We start from the raw sequence: 20,059 nt of genomic DNA on the forward strand, positions 1-20,059 counted from the left end.
CCCGCCGTCCAGCGTCACGCTGCGGGTATATATCGTCGGCCAGTTCACGTCATCATAGGTCATACACACCGCCTGTCGGGATCATCGGTCCTGTCATCGCTCACCGTCCCATCGCTGTCCTTTATGCTGCGAAGAGGCCGCGCCACTCGGCGAGAGCGGCGGCGCGGTTTCGTTTGAAACTGGCGCGTGGGTGGAGGCTGCGTTCCGTGTTGAAGAGGTTGTAGATTGAGGCGTGGACCTAGGCGAATTTCTGGAGCGTTCGCATCCGCCGGAAGCGGAGCATCGCCCGTTCCCGTCTTCGAAATGGTTGGGGCGAGTTCTCCGCTCGGTTGTTCATCCACCGGCCAGTCCTCTGGCGACCGCCAATGCTGAGTTCGCCGAGCGTGGCGCCATAAGAGCGTAGACGGTCAGTCACGAATTCGTCGACACGACCGTGCCGCTTCATCGATTTCCTCAAGAATTTCAAGGCGGCTTTCTTGTCACGCTTCTTGGTCACGAAGCTCTCGAGTACTTCGCCTTCGTGATCGACCGCCCGCCACAAGTAATGCCGCCCGCCGTTGATCTTCACGAAGATCTCGTCCAAGTGCCAGCGCCAGCGGCTCGAGCGCATACCGCCGACGCGCCGCTTACGGATCTCGGCGGCGAACATCGGGCCGAAGCGGTTCCACCAGAACCGGACCCTCTCGTGACTGATGTCGATGCCGCGCTCGTGCAGCAGGTCCTCCACGTTTCGGAGCGACAGCGGGAACCGGACATACATCATCACGGCCAGTCGGATGATTTCGGTGCCCGTCCTGAAATAGCGGAAGGGCGATCGTTTCGTCATCTCGAAAGGCTACGTGACCACCCTGCCCGCCTCAAGCCAGGTTCCTTTGACAGCACCTCCACCGGCGCCTCGTTGATCGCGCCCGGACCGCCGACCGCATGACGCCAATGTTCAATCCATCGCACCGATCATGTTGCGGCGCTGCTTGTCCAGTTCCTCGCTGTAGCGTCGCAGGGTATGCGCCTCACTCAGAAGGCCGACCACGCGGCGCTCGACTCGGTCGCTGACCACCGCCAGCGCCTCCGCACGCTTCGCTTCGAAAATGCCGGCGGCTTGCCGTGCGTTCATGCCCGGCAGCAACACATCCTGCTGATGCTGGAAGAAATCCGACAGGTCGCCGCGCGGCTCGACCCCATCTGCGTCGGCATGGACGTCCGCCACCTGAATCGTCGCCACATAGGTTCCGCTGTCGCCCGCCACCACAACATGCTTTGCAGAGCCGAGCGGGAATGCTTCGCGGAATTCGCCTGGCGTCAGGTCCATCCGTGCGGTCGGCACGTCGCGGCGCATCAGCCGCGCGACCGTCAGGTTGCGGATCCAGCCGACATCGTGGGCGCTGCGGATCGACTCTCCCCGCAGATGGAAACGCCAGGTCGAAAAGGAGTAGCCGAAGGTCTGGCGCACGACCATCGAAGAGGTAATGGCGGCGGCAAGCACCAAGGCCGCAATCGGAAACTCTCCGGTCATTTCCAGCGCCAGGAAGGTCATCGTCAGCGGGCCGCCGATCACCGCGACGCCGAACGCGCTCATGCCGATGAGGGACATGGCGGGTGCGGACAGCATTCCGGGAAACAGCCACTCCAGTGGCAGGGCAAGGCTTTTACCAAGCAGCGCGCCCAGCAGAAGCGATGCGAAGAACAGACCTCCGCGAAATCCGGTGCCGATGGTCAGTGCCGAACTGGCCGCCTTCAGCAGGAACAGCAGCACCAGCGACGTCCACAGCACGTCGTTTTCCAAATTCAGGTTCAGCGCACCATGGCCCGAGGACAGAACCTGCGGCGTCACCAGCCCAAGCGCGCCCACCAGCAGGCCGCCAATCGCCGGGCGCAGCCAGACGGGTATGCGGCTGGAACTGGCCAGCCGTTCGGTCCGAACCACGGCCACCATCACGAGGATGCCGAAGCCCGCGCAGATCCCGCCAAGCGCCAGGGCAGGAAGAAAATCCACCGCCGAGATCGGGCCGATATGGCCGATATCGACCTTGAAAGCGTGCCCGGTCAGGGCGTTCGATACAAGCGTTGCGGTGATGGCGGCGGCGATGACCGGCGCCAGCGAAACCGCGCTATAGGCGCCGATGATCAACTCGAACGCGTAGAAACTGCCGGTCAGCGGCGCATTGAACGCCGCGGCGATCGCGCCCGCCGATCCGCACCCGACCAGCACCCGCATATCCTCGCGCCGCAGCTTCAGCTTCAGCCCCAGCTTCGAGGCAAGTCCGGACGAGAGCTGCGTATAGGCGGCCTCCATTCCCACCGACAGGCCGAAGCCATTCGAGGCGAGGTTCTGCAATGTCACCCAGATACTGTCCGTCAGCGACATTCGACCACCATAGAGGGCGTTGGCTTCGATGGGATCGACGACCGCGCCGCGACGGCGGCGAAGATGCAGGATTAGCGTGGTCAGCACGCCGCCGAGCGCGGGGATAAGCACGATATGCGGTCCGCGCGCGAAGACGTTTCCGCTGAGACCGGTGTTGAAGGGCACATCGTAAAACAGCCAGTGCAGTATATGTGCGCACAGGCTGACCCCGCTGACGACCATGCCCGCCATCGCGCCGGTCACGATTGCAAGCAGCAGGAATCCGATTGCGTTGCCGCGCGCTAAGATGCGGCGGCGAAGCCAGGTCAGTCGTGCCGAAAGCGCGACCCCGTGTGGTTTTCTGGGCATGGAGGATATCGCCGGACCTGGCGCCAGGATGAGTGAAACCAGCCGGCCGCAAGCCTTGTCACGTTGGCCGCGGCCGGATTGAAGTCATTTAGGTGCGGTGGTCAGACCGAACCGGCAAAGCTGTAGGCCGTCTTGACCGAGGTATAGAACTCCATCGCCATGGGGCCCTGCTCTCTCGCGCCGAGGCTCGATCCCTTGTTGCCGCCGAAGGGGACGTGATAATCCACCCCCGCCGTCGGCAAGTTGACCATGACCATGCCGGCCCGCGATTTGCGCCGGAATTCCGTGGCGTGCCGAAGCGAGGTGGTGCAGATCCCGGAGGAAAGGCCGAAGCGCGTGTCGTTGGCAGTGGCCAGAGCCTCATCGAAATCGGCAACCCGGATAACCGAGGCGCAGGGGCCAAAGATCTCCTCCTGCGAGGTTTTCATATCATTTGTCGCATTCAGGAACAGGGCCGGCGCCTGAAAGTATCCGGCCTGGTTCAGGCGCTCGCCGCCACGCACCTCGCAGCCTTCGGACGCAGCCTGCGCGACATAGGTCAGGTTGCTCTCCAGCTGCCCTTCGGACACCACCGGTCCCATCTGACTGTCCGCCTCCAGCGGGTCGCCCACCCGAATGGCGGCGCGCGCCAGATCGAGCTTCTCGACGAAGGCATCGTGGATCCTGTCCTCGACGATCAGCCGCGACGAGGCCGTGCATCTCTGCCCGGTGGAGAAGAAGGCGCCATCGAGACAGACCTTCACGGCAAGATCAAGATCCGCATCCGCCATGACGACCATCGGGTTCTTGCCGCCCATCTCAAGCTGAACCTTCTTCATCCCTTCGGCGCCCGCCAGCGCGATCTGGCGACCGACCCGTTCCGAGCCGGTGAAGGATACCGCCCTGACGTCGGGGTGGTCGACGATGCGGTTTCCCACCACCGAACCCGAGCCCATGACAAGGTTGACGACTCCCGCCGGCAGCCCCGCTTCCTCAAGAATCTTCACGAGCGCCACGGTCGAGGCCGGAGTGATCTCGGCTGGCTTTATGACCACAGCGTTGCCCGCCGCCAGCGCCGGCGCCATTTTCCAGGCCGGGATGGCTATCGGGAAATTCCACGGCGTGATGAGACCCACGACACCAAGCGGCTCCCGGACGACGTCCACCTCACAGCCCGCGCGGACCGAGGCGATCTTCTCGCCGCCAAGGCGCAGCGCTTCGCCGGCAAAGAAGCGCATGACATTCGCGGCGCGCGTGACCTCGCCCTCGGCCTCGCGGCGCAGTTTCCCTTCTTCGCGCGCCAGCAGCTCGCCAAGTTCGGGAACCCGCTCGAAAATCAGTCGGGCCGCGCGATCCAGCACGTTTGCCCGGTCCTCGGGCGTCGCCGCCGCCCATGCGGGTTGCGCGTCACGACCGGCCTCGACCGCCGCATCGACGTCTTCGGCGCTGCCGCGCGCATAGCGGCCGATCACGTCATCGAGACGCGCGGGGTTGCGGTTTTCGGACAGATCCGCCGTCTGACGCCATGTCCCGCCGATATAGTTGCCGAAGGCCTCTGCCATGTCGTCTGCTCCTTCTCTTGTCAATGGAATGCCACGCGCAGCGCGCTGCACTGGCCGTCGGGATTCCGACGGCGCCGTTATTTCCCGGCCGTCCGCAACCGGCTCGCCAGGTTCACCACCGACATGATTGCCGTCGACAGGACGATGAGGATCGTCACCGACATGAGTGCGGCAGCAATCGGTCGACCGAAAAAGGCGGCGATATTCCCGTCGGTCAGAATCAGACCTTGTCGGAGGCTTTCCTCGACGAACGGCCCCAACACCATGCCGATGACGATCGGTGCGGCGGGGATGGCCGCAAGCCGCATCATATATCCGACAACGCCGGCCGCCAGCATGACGTAGAGATCGAACATGTTGCCACGAACCCCATAGGCGCCGAGGACGGACAGGATCAGAACCAGCGCGGCGATGATCGCATCAGGCAGGTGCAGGATCCGACTGAAGACATGCGCGAACGGGGCAGCCGCGACGAACATCACGACATTGATGACAAGCAAGGCCACAAACGAGGCATAGATCAACTCGGGCGACTCGACGAACAGGCGCGTGCCGGGCTGGATGCCGTGGATCACCAGCGCCGACATCATCACCGCGGTGACCGGATCGCCGGGGATACCCAGGGCCAGGGTCGGGACAAGCGCGCCGCCGGTCACGGCATTGTTCGCGGTCTCGGACGCGACGATGCCTTCCGCCTCGCCCGTGCCGACATCCTTGCGAAACCGCCCGGTACGCTTGGCCACCGCATAGGAAATGAACGAGGCAGTGGACGCGCCTGTTCCCGGCAGCACTCCCACGAAAGATCCGATCACGCTGCTTTTTAGCAGGGTTCCCCAACGGGCCGTCCATTCGGCCAGCGGCGCCAGCCGGAATCCGGCCTTGATCCTGGGCCCCGGCTCATCGGATGGTTTCGAGATTGCGGTGGCGCGGTCGAAGACCTCGGCGATGGCGAAGATTCCGATCAGGACGGGGATAAGCTCGATCCCGGATGACAGACCGAAATAGCCGAAGGTCATGCGGGTTTCGCCCGAAAGCGGATCGACGCCGACGGTGGCGAGGAAAAGCCCGATCAGACCGGAGATTATGCCAAGGATGAAGTTGGCCCCCGCGACGCCCGCGATACAGGTCAGCGCAAAGCAGGTCAGTGCAAAGTTCTCGATCGGGCCGAAGCTCAGCGCCACGCGTGCAAGCTGGGGCGCGAACAGAAGCAGCACGAAGGTCGAGAAGATGCCCCCGATTGCGGAGGCACCGGTGGCCCATCCAAGCGCAAGATCCGCCTCTCCCCGTTTCGCCATCGCATAGCCGTCCAGCACGGTTGCCGCCGATTGCGGCGTTCCCGGGGTGTTCAGCAGAATGGCTGAGTAGGAGCCGCCAAAGACGGAACAGCAATAGACCGACAGGATCAGACAGATCGCCGGTGCGGTCTCCATGCTGAAACTGAAGGGCAGGACCAATGTGATCGCAACGACCGAGCCGAGTCCCGGAAGGGCGCCGACCACGAGGCCGATGAATGTGCCGGCCAGAATGGCCAGCAACGATGCCGGTGTGAAGACCATGCCGGCCGCGATGCCAAAATATTCCATGTCGGACCTCTCGCCGTTCAGAAAAGGGTGGCTTCTGGCAGGGGAATGCCGAAAAGAAACTCGAACGCGGCCCAAGACAGCACCGCCAGCAGTGCCCCCCAGACAACGGAAAGCGGTGCGATGCGGCGACCGACAATCCACTGAACGGCGGTGCACAGCATAATGCTGGAGATCAGGAATCCCAACGGGTCCAACAGCAGCAGATAGGCGGCCAGAAGCAGACTCAGCGCGGCGGCAGGCCAGTGTCGGCGCCGTTCCATGACGGCCTGGCGCAGCGCGTCGGGGATCACGACTAGCGACAGCAACGCCAGTGCGATCCAGCCATAAAGCAGCAGCTGCGGGAAGAAGACCGGGCCGACATTCAGCCCCGCCATTGTGTGAGAGTACTGCGGATCGAAAGTGTGGGCCAGCATGACAAGTGCGATCACCAGCAGGACAAGTCCGGGCAATCTGGCTTTCAGACCAATCGGCATCATCGCCTCCATTACGTGCCTGCCCCCGGACCCTGGCGGTCCGGGGGCCACAGGTCACTTGATCTCGGTATGCTTCAGCAACTCGGCCAAGGCAGCGTCCTCGCCCGCGACGAACTCGGTTAGCGCCTCGCCGGTCAAAGGGTCGGCCTTGGTGTTCATGTTCTCGAAGCTCTCGATCACGGCGGGATCGGTCAGGGCGGCATTGCAGGCGCTGGCAAGCTTGCCACGGACCTCTTCCGGGGCGCCTTTGGGCATGTAGATGGCCTGCCAATGCGACTGGACCAGGTCGACACCCAACTCGCGGAAGGTCGGCACGTCGGGCAAGACTTCCGAGCGTTCCTCAGACGCGATACCGAGGGCACGAACGTCGAAGCGGGCGACGTGATCTTCCGATTCCGGTGCCGCATCGACGATGTCGCCCAGAAGGTTCTTCATCGCGTCGGCCGCCCCCTTGGCTGGCAGGTGCTTGAGGTCGATACCGAACCCCGACGCCACGCGCAGCCCGACCAGATGGGGGATCGTTCCCACTCCCGCCGTTGCATAGCTCAACTCGCCCGGCCGCGCCTTTGCGGCGTCGACGAAGTCCTGCATCGTCTTGTAGTCGGAATTTTCCTCGACCATCCAGACGATCGGAACGCTGTCCAGACGGCAAACGAGATCGAAGTCTTCCAGCGTGTAGGGCAGCTCGCGCAGGCGTGGCTGGATGACCGTCGGGCCGGCCGGTGTCAGCAGCAGCGTATAGCCGTCCGCCCTGGCCGAGGCGACTTCGTTCGTGCCGATGGTTCCGGCGGCGCCGGCCACATTGCGCACGACCACGGTCTGTCCGAGGATCTCCTCGAATTTCGGGGCCAGGACACGCGCACGCGCGTCGGTCGAACCGCCGGCCGTCCACGGCACAATCAGGTCGATTCGCTTCTCGGGATATTCGGCAAGCGCCCCGCCGGCGAACACGCTGGTGGCGAACAGTGTCAGGATTGCGGTCTTGATGGTCATGGTTTCCTCCTCTTGTGCCGATGGCACGACCAGTTTTCTTAGCTCAGGGCGGCAGCGGTGCGGCGTACGCCTTCTTCCAGCGAGACGGCCGGCCATGCGCCGAGAAGCGCAACCAGCCTAGTGTTATCCAGATTGTCCGGCGCCGGGCGCGGGGTGTCGGACGCGGTGATCCGGGCGCCCGGCACCACCGTGCGCACCGTCTCGATCAGATCGTCCATCGAAACGGTGTCCGTCGTGATGTCCGACACCACGGGGCCATCGGGCTGGCTGCGCAGGGACCGGACAATCACATCGACAACTTCATCGACATGCTGAAGGCACATCCGCCCGCTGAACGGCATGTCGAAGGCTTCCCCCCGAACGGCTGCGGCGATGACCTCGGACACGAACGCGGTCTCGCCGACCGTCCGGCCCGGACCGTACACCACGTTCGGGCGCAGCCCGACCGATGCGATCCCATGATCCAGATGGTAGATCTTGGCGATCTCCTCGCAGCAATGCTTGTAGACACCATAGAGATTGACCGGCGATGCGTAGGGCCCGCGCGGCTTCGCGGCGATGGTGCTGGTATAGACCACGCGGCCGACACCGTTCCGGCGCGCCGCCTCGAATGCGTTGATATGGCCGAGGATATTGACCTGCGCCCCAAGGATCGGATTGGCCCGGCAGGCCGGGATGATCAGCGCCGCCAGATTGACGATGGCCTTAACGCCATGTGCGGCCACGACCTTGGTCAGAACCTCCGGATCCGTGATGTCGCCCGTGACCGCCATCACCTGATCGGGGCGCGGACGCACGGCGCGATCCGCCGCCGGCAGCAGGTCGAGCGCGACGACCGTCTCGCCTTCCGAGGTCAGTCTGTCGGTCAGTGCGCGGCCCAGAAAGCCCTCGCTGCCGGTGATCAGAACCGGGCCGATCTTGTGGTCGGCGATCATGTCGACATCCCCTGTCCGCCGTTGATGTCCAGCATCTGCCCAGTGATGAATCCCGCCTCGTCCGAGGCCAGGAACGCCACCGCCGCCGCAACGTCCTCGACCTCGCCATGGCGGCGCATCGGGATTGCGGCCTCGACCTCCGCGCGCTTCTCGGGGGTCATCCGTTCGGCCAGCAGGCCGCGCAGCCTTTCGGTCAGGATCGCGCCGGGGCAGACCGCATTGCAGGTGACGCCGCGCGGCCCGAATTCCTGCGCGAATTGCAAGGTCATCGACATCACCGCGCCTTTCGCGGCGGCATAGTTGCTCCCGGTGAACAGGCTCCCGTACCGGGCGGCCTTCGAACTCATGTTGACGATCCGGCCATAGCCGCGCTCGCACATGCCGGGCAGAACCGCGCGCGATACGCGCATGGTGGTCAGCACGTTGAGGTCCAGAACCCGCGCCCAGTCGTCTTCCGTTTCGTCGGCCAGAAGCTGCGGCGTGCCAAGCGACCCGCCGGCGTTGTTCACCAGCACGTCGAAGCCGCGCCCGTCTTCCAGCAACCCGGCCATCACCGCTTCGGTCGCGGCGCGGTCGGACAGATCGGCCTGAACAAAGCGGATCCCGTCGGAGTTCGGATCGGCCTGTGCCGCCGCAAGCGAGGCCGGCGAGCGGCCGATCGCCGTCACCTGTGCACCTTCGCGCGCCAGTCGCTGCGCGATGCCCAAACCGATGCCCTTGCTGGCGGCTGTGATCAGGGCGTGTCGTCCCGAAAACCGCGTCACGACTGCAGCTCCAGACGCTGATTGTCGAAGACCGACAGGATATCGACCACCACCTGCCTGTCGCCGGTGATGCGCGCGCGGCCACCAGCCACCAGATCGCGCAGGGCTACGTCGCCCGCGATGACCTCGGCCCAATCGCCGAAAGCCATCGACAGCCGCGGCGCGTTGGCAACCCCACCTCCCGCGGTCACGCGGATCACCGAATTCGCAAGATCAATGACAAAACTGCGGTCCAGATCACCGAAATGCAGCTCCATCTCGCCCTTTTTGCCAGTCGCCTTTGCGGGATCGACCTCGTAGCGCAGCAATTCGACATAGGTGCCCGGATCGCTTTCCAGCACCTTCCCGACCGTGCGGTGCGGAACCTTGAATGTGTCGGCCTTGCCCTCAAGCTCTCGCGCGTGGGTCAGATAGTAGTTGCGGGTGATCGACGAGCGCTGCCGCTGACCCATATGGCGCAACGCATCGGCCTTGAGCTGCTTGTATCCGGCGTGGTCGGGGTCGAGCCGCAGCAGATAGGTGACCAGCTGAGCGGCCCAGGCGGCCTCACCCTCGGCCAGCCATTTCCGGGCGTCGGCCAGCACCGTTTCGACCCCGCCCATGGCCGTGACCAGGCGCTCGGCCTCGACCGCGCGCGGGACAGGCTTCAACTGCGCGGTATCCGTGCCGTACCACCCCATGATACCGTTATAGACGCCGCGGATGCCGAACTGGAATTCGCCGTAGTGTTCCTGCAGGGCCGGGCTGGCGCGCAGGCTGTCCGGCAGCCGGATCCGTTCGACCATCGCATCCGCATCGAGACCCAGATTGATGCCGCGCACCGTCTGGTCATACAGATACAGGATCGCGTCGCGGTAATCCGAGAGCATGTCCTGAATGGCCGCCTCGCCGGAATAGGGAATGCCGTGGCAGCCGAGGATATGTTCGGGATGCAGCTGCCGGATCTCCTCGATGCTTTGCGCCCACAAGACCGGTTTGCGGTAGAATTCGCCCCGGATCGCGCCGAAATTCGGATAGAGCCGCCAGAAGATGTTCTCGATCACGACGCGCTGCTTAGGCAGCCAGATCGTCAGGCAATCGTCGGTATCGGAAATGGACGGGATCAGCCGGAACGCGACACCGTCGATCGTGACATCCATCGGCTCGGACACGGTATGGGTCGGGCTGACATAACCATAGCGCCCGGCCGAGGTGTGATATTCACCGCCCAGCCCCGCATTCGGCGGCGCGTCGGGGCCTTCGTCGGGGCAATGGTTGCCCATCTGGGTCGAGATCTTGCGCACGTAGGTCGGGAAGATCTCGGGTCGGCCGTACTTGTAATTGTGGTCGACTTTCTCGTGGCCCCAGACCTGAACCGCCTGAGGATTATCCTTCGGAAGATAAGCGGAAGCTCCGCGGCAGTAATGCGAATGGGTATACAGCACCGCGACGATGGGCTTGTCGGTGATGGTGCGGAATTCTTCCACGAAGGCTTCTGCGTCATCGATCGAGGATCCGCTATCGACCAGGATGATCCCCGTCTCGCCCTCGATCATGGTGCAGTTCGCGATGCTCCGCACACCGACCAGATGCCAGACATTGTCGGTGATGTGCCTTAGCTTGGGAGCAAATTGTTCGCCATGGCGCAGAAGATCCCGATGGGCGATTTCGCCCTTTGGTCCGGTCTCGACCGGTGAGGTCATCTCATTCATGTCTGCCTCCCAGAGTTATTGAAGGAAATCGAGGATCAGCCAGTTGACGTGATCGGGCTGATCCAGCGGCACCCAGTGCCCGGCCTCCTCGACCCGCTCGTAGCGCCATTCGCCCTCGACCCATTTGTCGGATCCGAGCATCCGGATTTCCTGCAGAAGAACGTCGTTCTTGCCGAAAATTCCCAACACCGGGCCCTTCACTCGCCCCACCTCCATCGGCAGCTTGAAACCGTTCAAAGGTGAATAGTTGGCGCGATACCAGTTCATCGCCGCGGTCAGCGCGCCCGGCCGGGCCAGATCCGCGATCCAGTGCTTCGACTCTGGATGATTGCGGACCAACTGCCGGAAAAGCGAGAAGTTGTTTGCGGCCATCGCCTCCTCGGCGACGCCCGCAAACTGGAAGAAGAACACGTACCAGCTCTTCTCATTGCCCTCGATGGTGCGGTTGAACTTCGGGTGACCGGACGAGATCGGGACCAGCCGGTCCACGCGGTCGGGATGCGCCGAGGCCAGCGCCCAGCCCACGTTCGCCCCCCAGTCATGACAGATGACATGTGCCTTTCGAACGCCCGCATGTTCCATCACGCCGACGGCATCGGCCACTAGCGTCTGCATCAGGTAGGCGTCAACTTCCTGCGGCTTGTCGCTGTCGCCAAAGCCGCGCTGATCATAGGCGATGACCCGGTATCCGGCACTCACCAACGCCTGCATCTGGTGGCGCCACAGCTCCCAGCCATCCGGGAATCCGTGCAGGAACATCACCGCCGGGCCGTCGCCGCCGCTGTCCACAAGATTCAGCTGGATTCCGTTCACATCGATTTTTTTCTGAAGGGATTGGAAATGTTCAAACATGCGTTGCCGCCTCTTTCTGGATGGTTTGGGATTGCGCAGCTGATTTCCGATCCTCGCGGATCATGTCAGCCGCCTTCTCGGCGATCACGAAGACTGCATTCTGGATGTTTCCCGAGATGATATCGGGCATGACCGAGGCGTCGACCACGCGAAGTCCGTCCACCCCGCGCAGGCGTAGGCGCGGATCGACGACCGCCATGTCATCGCCGCCCATCCGGCATGTGCCGCTGGCGTGATAAATGGTCTGGCCGTCGCGGCGGGCGAAATCGAGCCATTCGGCATCGCTTTCCACATCCGGTCCCGGCGTCAGCTCGGCATCGCGGAACGCATCCATCGGCGTCGTCTCCATGAGGCGGCGTGTCTGCTTCATGCCCTCGACCATGCAGATCCGGTCGTATTCGGTGGCCAGAAAGTTCGGGCGGATGGCGGGCATCGTGGTCACGTCGGGCGCCTTGATATGGATCGTTCCCCGGGAAGTCGGGCGCATTTGGCTGACCCCGACCGTCATGCCCGGCTGTCGGTCCAGCTTGCGTTCGGCCGCGTCGGCATAGCTGGCATGCATGAAGAACAGCTGGGTGTCGGGATGTGTCGCGCCCGGATGCGCGGCCAGGAAGCCATGGGCCAGCCCCGTCGCGTAAGTCAGGATGCCGCGACGCAAGAGCGCATATTGCGCGACGGCCGCAACCAGCCGCCAGCTTCGCGTCTGCTCGTTCAGGGTCACAGGGCGGGAGACGCGCCAGTTCATCCGCGTGCAGAAATGGTCGATATAGTTCGCCCCGACACCCGGCAGCGCCACGGAGGTCGCCACACCCTGCCTGGCCAGAATCTCCGGATCGCCGATGCCCGAAAGCTCAAGTATCTGCGGACTGTGGACCGCTCCTGCCGACAGGATGACTTCACCGTCGCAGAAACGTTCCTCGACATCCGCGCCGCGCCTGAACGAGACGCCGATGGCACGCCCGTCCCGCAGGATGATCCGCTCGACCATGGCATCGGTCACGATTTCGAGGTTCGGACGCGAAAGGGCCGGCTTCAGGTAGGCATCGGCCGCGCTGACCCGGCGTCCGGATTTCTGGTTGACCTGATACCAGCCAAATCCGGCCTGCTCGGCGCCGTTATAATCGTCGTTGAACGGATAGCCCGCTTCGCATCCCGCACGGATGAACGCATCGGCGATTTCTGGCCTGTCCAGAACCTTGGCGACGGGCACCGGGCCATGCCGCCCACGCAGCCCCGTGCGGTCGCTGCCGCCATAGGCCTCGATCCGCTGGAAATAGGGCAGAAGATCCCGCCACGACCATCCCTTTGCACCGAGGTCGGACCAGTTGTCATAGTCGCGTGGCTGGCCCCGGACCATGATCATTCCGTTGATCAGGGTCGAACCGCCAAGCCCCTTCCCCTTGGGTACTGCGATCGTGCGGCCAAGAGTGCCTTCTTCCGGCTCGGTCGCGAGATGCCAGTTGTGGCGGTCGCTTACCAGCAGCTTGGTGAAGCCGGCGGGAACGCGCACCCAGGGGCTTTCCCGCCGGGGTCCGGCCTCGATCATCAGGACCCTGCAAGAGGGGTCTTCGGTAAGGCGGGCGGCCAGCACGCAGCCGCAGGTACCGCCACCAACAATGATATAGTCAGATCTGCTCATGCTCCATGTTCCATGTTATAACGGGCCGGAATGCAAAAAGGGCCGCCACTTGCACCTAACGCGCCCGAAAGAGAAGTCGGCCTGACTTGCATATAGCTGAGTCCTTAGTTATCTGTTATAACAGACAACATACAACGACGGTAGGGTCCTGATGTCAATAGGCGATCACAAGAGCGCATTCATTTCTGGCGAAAGTGCCGACTGGCACCAACCGCTGCAGCGCGAAAATTTAAGCGAGATGGCTTATGTCGCGGTACGCGACGCCATGATGCGCGGGTTGCTGAAACCTGGACAGAAGCTGCAGCTTCGCCCCTTGTCGGCGAAGTTCGGCATCAGCATGACGCCGATGCGAGAGGCCCTGCTCAGGCTGGTATCGAAGGACGTGCTGAGTCTCGATCTGCGCGGCACGGTGATCGTTCCGGTCCTCACCCGTGATGCCCTGGCCGAGATCCATCAGGTGCGAATCATGCTGGAGGGCCGCGCCGCCTATGTGGCGGCAAGCCAACCTGCCGCCGGGGCCGCCGACGATCTGATGCGCATTCATCAACAGCTCGTCGCGGCACAGGAGAACGGCGATTTCGAGGCGGCGGTCAAACTGAACACGGACTTTCACCTGGGCATCTGCAAGGCCGCGAAGCTGACTGTGATCCATGAGGTCGTCGAGATGATGTGGATGCGATGCGGACCGATCCTGTCGCATCTCTATGACGGCGGCGCACCGTTCAGCGACGATCATCCCCATCTGAAACTCATAGAGGCGATTGGCGCCGGTGACCCCGACATGGCCCGTCAGGCAATTGAAGAGGATATCATCCGCGGCGGCGAGAAGCTTTATAAGTGGGCCAAATGACCCGCGGCGGCGCGCATGTTCAGAGAATCCCGCGCCCGTCATTGCTATCATGAATCCGCGTCGGCCGTCTGCGCATCCCGTCAGACAGGTCTCAACCGCCAGAGTTTCGCAGTGCGGGAAGTGTGCGCTCCAGCCGCGCAACAAAGGATTGCGCGGCATGCGACTGCGCGCGCCGGGCGGGTTGCAGAAGATACAACATCCGCCACAGGCGCAGATCCGCGATTTCCTGAAACGTGATCGCCGGGTCGCGGAACAGCAGCACCGCGTTGCGCGGCAACAGCGCGACGCCCATCCCGGCGCGGATCATGCACAGCTGGGCAATTGTCGAATGGGCGCGCAGCTTCGGATGCAGCAGCGCGCCCGTTAGCAGCCCGCTTTGCTTAAGCAATTGATGGGTGCCGGTTTTGGCGTCCAGCCCGATCAGCCGCTCCGCCGGTATCTCTGCCAGATGCACCACATCCCGCGCCGCCAGCGGATGATCGGCGCGGCAGGCCAGCCCGAAGAGGTCGCGCATCACCTCGCGCTGACGCAGATCGGGTGACTGATGCGCGCGTCCTGCGATGGCCAGATCCAGCCGCCCGTCCGACACCATCCCTGCCAGTTCCTCGGCAATATCGTCATGGATCACGCAGCTTATGCCGGGATTGTCGTTCAGAAACTCCGCCAGCACCGGCGCGACCAGTTCCGATATGGCCGAGGGCGAGGCGCCGATGCTCAGCGCTCCCTGCTCCAGCCCCGCGCTTTGGCGCAGCCTCTTGATGGCGCGGTCCATCCCTTCCAGCAACGGTTCGGTGTCGCGCAGGAAATCGCGCCCCAGCGGCGTGACCGAGGGCGGCCGGGTGCTGCGGTCGAACAGTGGCGCGCCGATCTGCGCCTCAAGCTGGCGGATCACCTCGGACAAGGCCGAGGGCACGATGCCCAAGCTGGCCGCCGCCGCACTGAACGTGCCTTGTTGCACAATGCCGTGCAGCGCCCGGATATGGCGCAGGTTTATGTTCAGATTTTCCGCATTTATCTTCATATGTTTCTAATTCTACGAATAATCTGCATGTGGTTCAATGGCCAGGTTGCCATAAGGATTCGACCGATGCCAATCAGCCGGCCCTCGCCCGACGCCCCTGACCTGATCGCCCGCCTTGCCGAGGCGCTGCATCAACAGGGCTTCCGCGGAGAGATCGACACTGACACCGCCCTGCGCGCCGCGATGTCCACCGACAATTCGGTCTATCAGATCGCCCCCGACGTCGTCGTGGCCCCACGCGAGGCGGACGATCTGGTCACGCTGCTGACGGTGATGCAGCGGTCTGAATTCGCGGGCATCGCCGTCACGGGGCGCGGCGGCGGCACCGGCACCAACGGGCAAAGCCTCAATCACGGCGTGATCGTCGATCTGCGTCGCCATATGAACAAGCTGATCGAACTGAACGCCGACGAGGGCTGGGCCGATGTGCAGCCGGGCATGGTCCTGGACGATCTGAACGAAAAGATCCGGCCCTCTGGCTGGTTCTTCGCGCCCGAAACCTCGACCTCGACCCGCTGCACCATCGGGGGAATGGCCTCAACCGATGCCTCAGGCAAAGGCTCGCGCGTCTACGGCAAGACCTCGGACAATATCCTCGGGCTGGAGATCGCGCGCCCCGAGGGGCTGCTGTCCAGCCTGGCAGACGCGCCGGAATGGGCGCACGACATGCTGTCCCGCGCCGAATCCGCCGCGCGCGCCGGGCGGCAGGCCTTCATCGACAACACCCCGAAGCTGAACCGCCGTTTTACCGGATACGATCTGGAACGCGCCTGCCCGGAACGGGGCGGGTTCGAATGGTGGCGGTTGTTTCCGGGGGCCGAGGGCACGCTGGGGTTGATGTCCCGCATCCGCGTGAAACTGCGGCGGATCGAGCCGGAAAAGCGCCTGATCGTCGCGGGCTTCGATAGTTTCCGCAGCGCGCTGATCGCCGCCACGCCGCTGCTTCAAGCCGAACCCACCGCCGTCGAGGTGATGGACGAAACCGTGCAGGCGATCGCCGACCGGGCCGGCATCCTTGATCGCCTGCCCGAAGGGCTGCGTGCGGTGAATGGCCAGAAAGTCGCCTATGTCTTCATTGAGATCAACGGCGACGATGCCGACCTGCTGGATGCGCGCGTGGAACAGGCGCGGCGAATCCTTGCGATGCTGCCCGGCGCGGGCGCGACCCATGTCGCCGCCGATCTTGCAGAGATCAGGGAATTGTGGGCGATCCGCTCGGCCGGGGTCGGACTTCTGGGCAAGGTGGACGGCACCGCCCGCCCCATCGCCTTTGTCGAGGATACGGTTGTGCCGCCGGAAAACCTGCCGGCCTTCGTGGATGAATTTCTGGCCGTCCTATCCGCCAACGGGCTGGGGTTCGGCATCTATGGCCATGTCGATGTCGGCTGCCTGCATATCCGCCCGGCGCTGAATGTCGATCAGATGCCGGACCGCGAGCGGCTGGTGGCGATCTCGGATGCGGTTTACGATCTGACCTACAAATATGGCGGCATCTTCTGGGGGGAGCACGGCAAGGGCGTGCGCGGCGCCTACCTGCGCGACTGGATCGGCCCCGAGGCGTATCGCGCGTTGCAGGGGGTCAAGGCCGCCTTCGACCCGGAAGACCGCTTCAACCCCGGCAAGCTGGTCAGCAACGGCGCCCCGATCATGGGCATCGCGACCACACCCTTCCGCGCCTTCAACGCGCCCGAGGGCGATTCGCTGACCAAGGCGTTCCGCTGCAACGGCAACGCGCAATGCCTGTCTTACGCTGCCACCACGCCGATGTGCCCCAGCTTCAAGGCCAGCGCCGATGTGCGACACAGCCCCAAGGGCCGCGCCGATGCCTTGCGCGCGTGGCACCGCGCGCGGCGCGACGAGGATGCAAGCGATCTGGAAAGGCGCGAGGCCGATCTGTTGCAGATTCTTGATACGTGTCTGGGCTGCAAGGCCTGTGCGTCCACATGTCCGGTGCAAGTCGACATCCCTTCGATGCGCAGTGCATTTTATGCGGACTATTTCAGCCGCCATCGCCGCTCATTCGCCGAGCGGACGATGCTGGCGGCGGAGCGCAACAGCCGCCTGACTCTTCGGATGGCACCGCTTTTGGGACCGTTTTGGCCGCTGATCTCGAAGATCGGCGAAAAGCTGACCGATAGCTTGGACATGCCCTCGAAACTGGCGACCGGCCTGCCGAAAGGCATCTGGTTGCGCGAAGCCGATCTGGTCGATCCGCTGCCCGGGAATACCGTCATTCTGGTGCAGGATTGGTTCACTGCCCTGTTCGACGCGCAGGTGCAGCGCGACGTGATCGGGGGATTCACCGCGCTTGGCTATCACCCGCGTCTGCTGGAGATCCGGCCCGGAGGCAAGGCCGCCTATGCCAGCGGCGACATGGAGGGGTTCCGCCGCATGGCCTCGGCCTTGGCGGCTCTGCTGGGCAGGGCGGCAGCGACCGGGGCACCGTTGGTCGCCTTCGAACCGGCCTTCGGCATGATGCTGCGGCAGGAATATGCCATGGCCGGGATCGCCGTCCCCAAAGTCAGTATGCCGCAGGAATTTCTGGCCGCTGAGATCCGAGCGGGCCGCAGCTTGCCGCAGGCCAGCATCCAGGCCGAGGCGCGGCTGCTGTCGCATTGCACCGAAAGCACCGCACTACCGGGTTCCGGCAAGGACTGGACCGCGATCTTCGCCGCCATCGGCCTGCGGCTAGACACGCCCGCCACCGGCTGCTGTGGAATGGCTGGCCTGTTCGGCCATCAGAAGCGGCATCAGAAGGTCTCGATCCGTCTGTTCGAGATGTCTTGGCGCAAACATGTCGAGGGCGATGCCCCGGTCTTGGCGACCGGCTTTTCCTGCCGCTGCCAAAGCAAGCGACTGACCGGCCAGGCTCCACGCCACCCAATGGGCTTCATCGTGAGCACCTCCCCGAAAATCGGACAGTGACGGAAGCTACGATCTGACGTCTGCTGGTCTTCAAGAACGAGGAGATCAGAACATGTCGAAACGGAGGAACCATGACGCGGGCTTCATCTTGCGCGCACCAATCCTTCCGCAACCGTCCTGCTGACCACTTTTTCGAAGCCGCTGGCGAACGCCCTGCGCAGCAAGCTGACCAGCCTCGCGCGCAACGAACCCTACGTCTCGGCGCGGATCGTCGTGAAGGCGGTCTCGACGGTTGGCTATGACCTCTATTCCGAGCGGTTTGGACAACCGCAGATCACCCCTGCCGCGCTGATCAAATCGCTGATCGTCAAGGCCGCTGCCGAGGTCGAAGGCCACAGGTTCTCGACCCACTTCCTAATCGGGGAGTGGGTCGACGTCGTCGATGCCTGGCAACTGCGGTCATGGGAGGAATATCGCGATGTGTCGCGGCTGGGCCGGAAGCCGAGGATCGGAGGAAAGCAGCGCGAGACCCTTTGGACAATCTTTGAGCATGTCCGTGCGGGGCTGGCGGGACGCGGCGTTGTGACGTGGTCGGACGTCTTCGGCCGCCTCACAGACAGTCTCACCGAAAGCGGTTCACAACCCTTCGAATTCGCCGTGGTCGACGAGGCGCCGGACCTTGGCCTTGCCGAACCGGACCGTCTCGTGGCAGATGTCGATGCCGCGCTCGTGCAGTAGGTCCTCGACGTTGCGCAGGGACAGCGGGAACCGGATGTACATCATCACGGCCAGACGAATGACCTCGGGCGACGTCTTGAAATAGCGGAACGGGGAGCGTTGGGGCATGGCCGAAGGCTACGCAGACGAACTACCAGCCTCAAGCCGGTTTCTTTTGACAGAGCACTACGAAACCGCCCTACCCGCCTCAAGCACTGTTCTTTTGACACTGCCCCGAGGCGTCTTGACCTGCCCGTCCGTAAAAGCGACGTGGGACCTCACTTAAAGGCTTTATTCGGACAGAGCACGGTCAATGCCGCAGGACTATTTCACATAGTTCATTCGCTATTGCGGTTTCACGCGGACTGGTACGCCCTGCGCCGACGATGGTGATGCACGCGGCTGGGAGGGCTTCCGAAGCGCCGCGAGTAAGCCTTGGCGAAGTAGGATTTGGAATTGAATCCGGATGCCGCGGCAATTTCGAAGAGAGTCAGATTGGTCTCGGTGATAAGGCTGCGTGCGAAATCTAAGCGCAGGTTCTGATAAAATCGTGTCGGCGTCTCGGCGACACAGAGACGGAACTGCCGTTCGATGTGACGTGTCGAATAGCCGACCGCACGGGCCAGCTCGTCCATCGAGAGCGGCGTTTCGATGTTGTCCGTCATCAGCTTCACGATCTCGATCAACCCCGGATTTCGCGTCTGAAGAATAGTGCCTACAGACGTTCGCTGGCTGAGGTTCGCGCCCGCATCGTCGCGGAGCAGGCACATGTCCGCGACGATCGTGGCAAAAGCGTTGCCATGATCCTTGCGGATGATCGAGATCGCCATGTCTGCGGCCGCCGCCCCGCCGCCACAGGTCATGAACCGCCCGTCGATCTCGAACCGGCGTTTGCTTGGCGCTAGGCGAGGAAAAATCTCCACGAACCCCGGGTGACATTCCCAGTGAAGCGTGAACGCCCGCCCATCAAGAAGCCCTGCCTGCGCCAGCGCAACTGCACCGGTGCAGATCCCCCCGATTTCGCCTCCGGTCCGAAAATGCCGGTGCAGGAAAGCAAGCGTGGACTTGGAGGGATTGCCGCCCTTGAGGTTGCCCGAGCAGGCGAGGAGGACGGTGTCACGGCCAACCGACTGCAGGGACCCATCGACCGCGATCTCGACGCCTGAAGAACAGCGGACGGGATGGCCGTCCTCCGACACGACGGACCAGGAGTAGAGCGGTTTCTGGGACAACTGATTGGCGATGCGAAGCGGCTCGATCGCCGCGCTGAAGGCGAGGAGGGTGAAATCTCGCAACAGCAGAAAGGCGTAACTCTTCGTCTTCTGCACCTCGCCCACCGGATAGTGGGCGGCCCCCAACGGGACGAGAGGTTCGGTCATGTCGAGCATCGCGGCGTTCTCCTCACGCTACGTTCAGCAGGCT

Annotated in this window: 15 protein-coding genes and 2 pseudogenes; 3 read left to right on the forward strand and 14 right to left on the reverse strand. The window is 63.5% G+C overall.

All coding sequences use genetic code 11. The features are described 5' to 3' along the window. Positions 1-121 precede the first annotated feature (121 nt). From V5734_RS11835 to V5734_RS11885, 11 genes and pseudogenes are all read right to left on the reverse strand, one after another. Positions 122-826, reverse strand: a pseudogene (locus tag V5734_RS11835) (IS6 family transposase). Positions 827-937: 111 nt separating this feature from the next. Continuing rightward, positions 938-2,608 (reverse strand): chloride channel protein, encoded by a 1,671-nt coding sequence (locus tag V5734_RS11840; RefSeq protein ID WP_347309865.1) that lies wholly within the window; start codon positions 2,606-2,608, stop codon positions 938-940. A 206-nt stretch (positions 2,609-2,814) separates the two neighbouring features. After that, the gene (locus V5734_RS11845) at positions 2,815-4,254 is read right to left on the reverse strand and encodes an aldehyde dehydrogenase family protein (RefSeq protein WP_347309866.1); all 1,440 of its coding nucleotides are present in this window, start codon (positions 4,252-4,254) and stop codon (positions 2,815-2,817) included. 77 nt (positions 4,255-4,331) lie between these two features. Further along, positions 4,332-5,837 (reverse strand): tripartite tricarboxylate transporter permease, encoded by a 1,506-nt coding sequence (locus V5734_RS11850; RefSeq protein ID WP_347309867.1) that lies wholly within the window; start codon positions 5,835-5,837, stop codon positions 4,332-4,334. 17 nt (positions 5,838-5,854) lie between these two features. Further along, positions 5,855-6,322, reverse strand: coding sequence for a tripartite tricarboxylate transporter TctB family protein (locus tag V5734_RS11855; protein ID WP_347309868.1), 468 nt, complete (start codon positions 6,320-6,322; stop codon positions 5,855-5,857). 42 nt (positions 6,323-6,364) lie between these two features. Then, positions 6,365-7,303: a tripartite tricarboxylate transporter substrate binding protein gene (locus tag V5734_RS11860; RefSeq protein ID WP_347309869.1), complete on the reverse strand. Its 939-nt coding sequence runs from the start codon at positions 7,301-7,303 to the stop codon at positions 6,365-6,367. Between the two features lie 38 nt (positions 7,304-7,341). Continuing rightward, on the reverse strand, positions 7,342-8,238 hold the full coding sequence (locus V5734_RS11865) for an NAD-dependent epimerase/dehydratase family protein (RefSeq protein WP_347309870.1): 897 nt from the start codon (positions 8,236-8,238) through the stop codon (positions 7,342-7,344). Continuing rightward, positions 8,235-9,002, reverse strand: coding sequence for an SDR family NAD(P)-dependent oxidoreductase (locus V5734_RS11870; protein ID WP_347309871.1), 768 nt, complete (start codon positions 9,000-9,002; stop codon positions 8,235-8,237). The genes V5734_RS11865 and V5734_RS11870 overlap by 4 nt, the downstream gene beginning before the upstream one ends. Beyond that, the gene (locus tag V5734_RS11875; RefSeq protein ID WP_347309872.1) at positions 8,999-10,693 is read right to left on the reverse strand and encodes an alkyl sulfatase dimerization domain-containing protein; all 1,695 of its coding nucleotides are present in this window, start codon (positions 10,691-10,693) and stop codon (positions 8,999-9,001) included. The genes V5734_RS11870 and V5734_RS11875 overlap by 4 nt, the downstream gene beginning before the upstream one ends. A gap of 15 nt (positions 10,694-10,708) precedes the next feature. Further along, positions 10,709-11,506 (reverse strand): alpha/beta fold hydrolase, encoded by a 798-nt coding sequence (locus V5734_RS11880; protein ID WP_347309873.1) that lies wholly within the window; start codon positions 11,504-11,506, stop codon positions 10,709-10,711. Between the two features lie 31 nt (positions 11,507-11,537). Then, positions 11,538-13,184 carry a GMC family oxidoreductase gene (locus V5734_RS11885; RefSeq protein ID WP_347309874.1) on the reverse strand — a complete coding sequence of 549 codons (1,647 nt, stop codon included), beginning with the start codon at positions 13,182-13,184 and terminating at the stop codon, positions 11,538-11,540. Between the two features lie 151 nt (positions 13,185-13,335). Here V5734_RS11885 and V5734_RS11890 point away from each other — a divergent pair, with 151 nt between their 5' ends. Beyond that, on the forward strand, positions 13,336-14,034 hold the full coding sequence (locus V5734_RS11890; protein ID WP_347309875.1) for a GntR family transcriptional regulator: 699 nt from the start codon (positions 13,336-13,338) through the stop codon (positions 14,032-14,034). 91 nt (positions 14,035-14,125) lie between these two features. Here V5734_RS11890 and V5734_RS11895 read toward each other — a convergent pair whose 3' ends face one another. Further along, the gene (locus V5734_RS11895) at positions 14,126-15,055 is read right to left on the reverse strand and encodes a LysR family transcriptional regulator (RefSeq protein WP_347309876.1); all 930 of its coding nucleotides are present in this window, start codon (positions 15,053-15,055) and stop codon (positions 14,126-14,128) included. Positions 15,056-15,121: 66 nt separating this feature from the next. Here V5734_RS11895 and V5734_RS11900 point away from each other — a divergent pair, with 66 nt between their 5' ends. Both V5734_RS11900 and V5734_RS11905 read left to right on the forward strand, forming a co-directional pair. Further along, a complete protein-coding gene (locus tag V5734_RS11900; RefSeq protein WP_347309877.1) occupies positions 15,122-17,980 on the forward strand; it encodes an FAD-binding and (Fe-S)-binding domain-containing protein in 2,859 nt (952 codons plus the stop codon). A 213-nt stretch (positions 17,981-18,193) separates the two neighbouring features. Continuing rightward, the gene (locus tag V5734_RS11905; protein ID WP_347313706.1) at positions 18,194-18,658 is read left to right on the forward strand and encodes a hypothetical protein; all 465 of its coding nucleotides are present in this window, start codon (positions 18,194-18,196) and stop codon (positions 18,656-18,658) included. Here V5734_RS11905 and V5734_RS11910 read toward each other — a convergent pair. Both V5734_RS11910 and V5734_RS11915 read right to left on the reverse strand, forming a co-directional pair. Beyond that, positions 18,587-18,766, reverse strand: a pseudogene (locus tag V5734_RS11910) (hypothetical protein); the annotation flags it as partial. The gene V5734_RS11905 and the pseudogene V5734_RS11910 overlap by 72 nt on opposite strands. A gap of 227 nt (positions 18,767-18,993) precedes the next feature. Further along, positions 18,994-20,025 carry a GlxA family transcriptional regulator gene (locus V5734_RS11915; protein ID WP_347309878.1) on the reverse strand — a complete coding sequence of 344 codons (1,032 nt, stop codon included), beginning with the start codon at positions 20,023-20,025 and terminating at the stop codon, positions 18,994-18,996. Positions 20,026-20,059: the final 34 nt, after the last annotated feature.

The organism is Defluviimonas sp. SAOS-178_SWC, from assembly GCF_039830135.1.
In the GTDB taxonomy this organism is placed as follows: Bacteria; Pseudomonadota; Alphaproteobacteria; order Rhodobacterales; family Rhodobacteraceae; genus Albidovulum.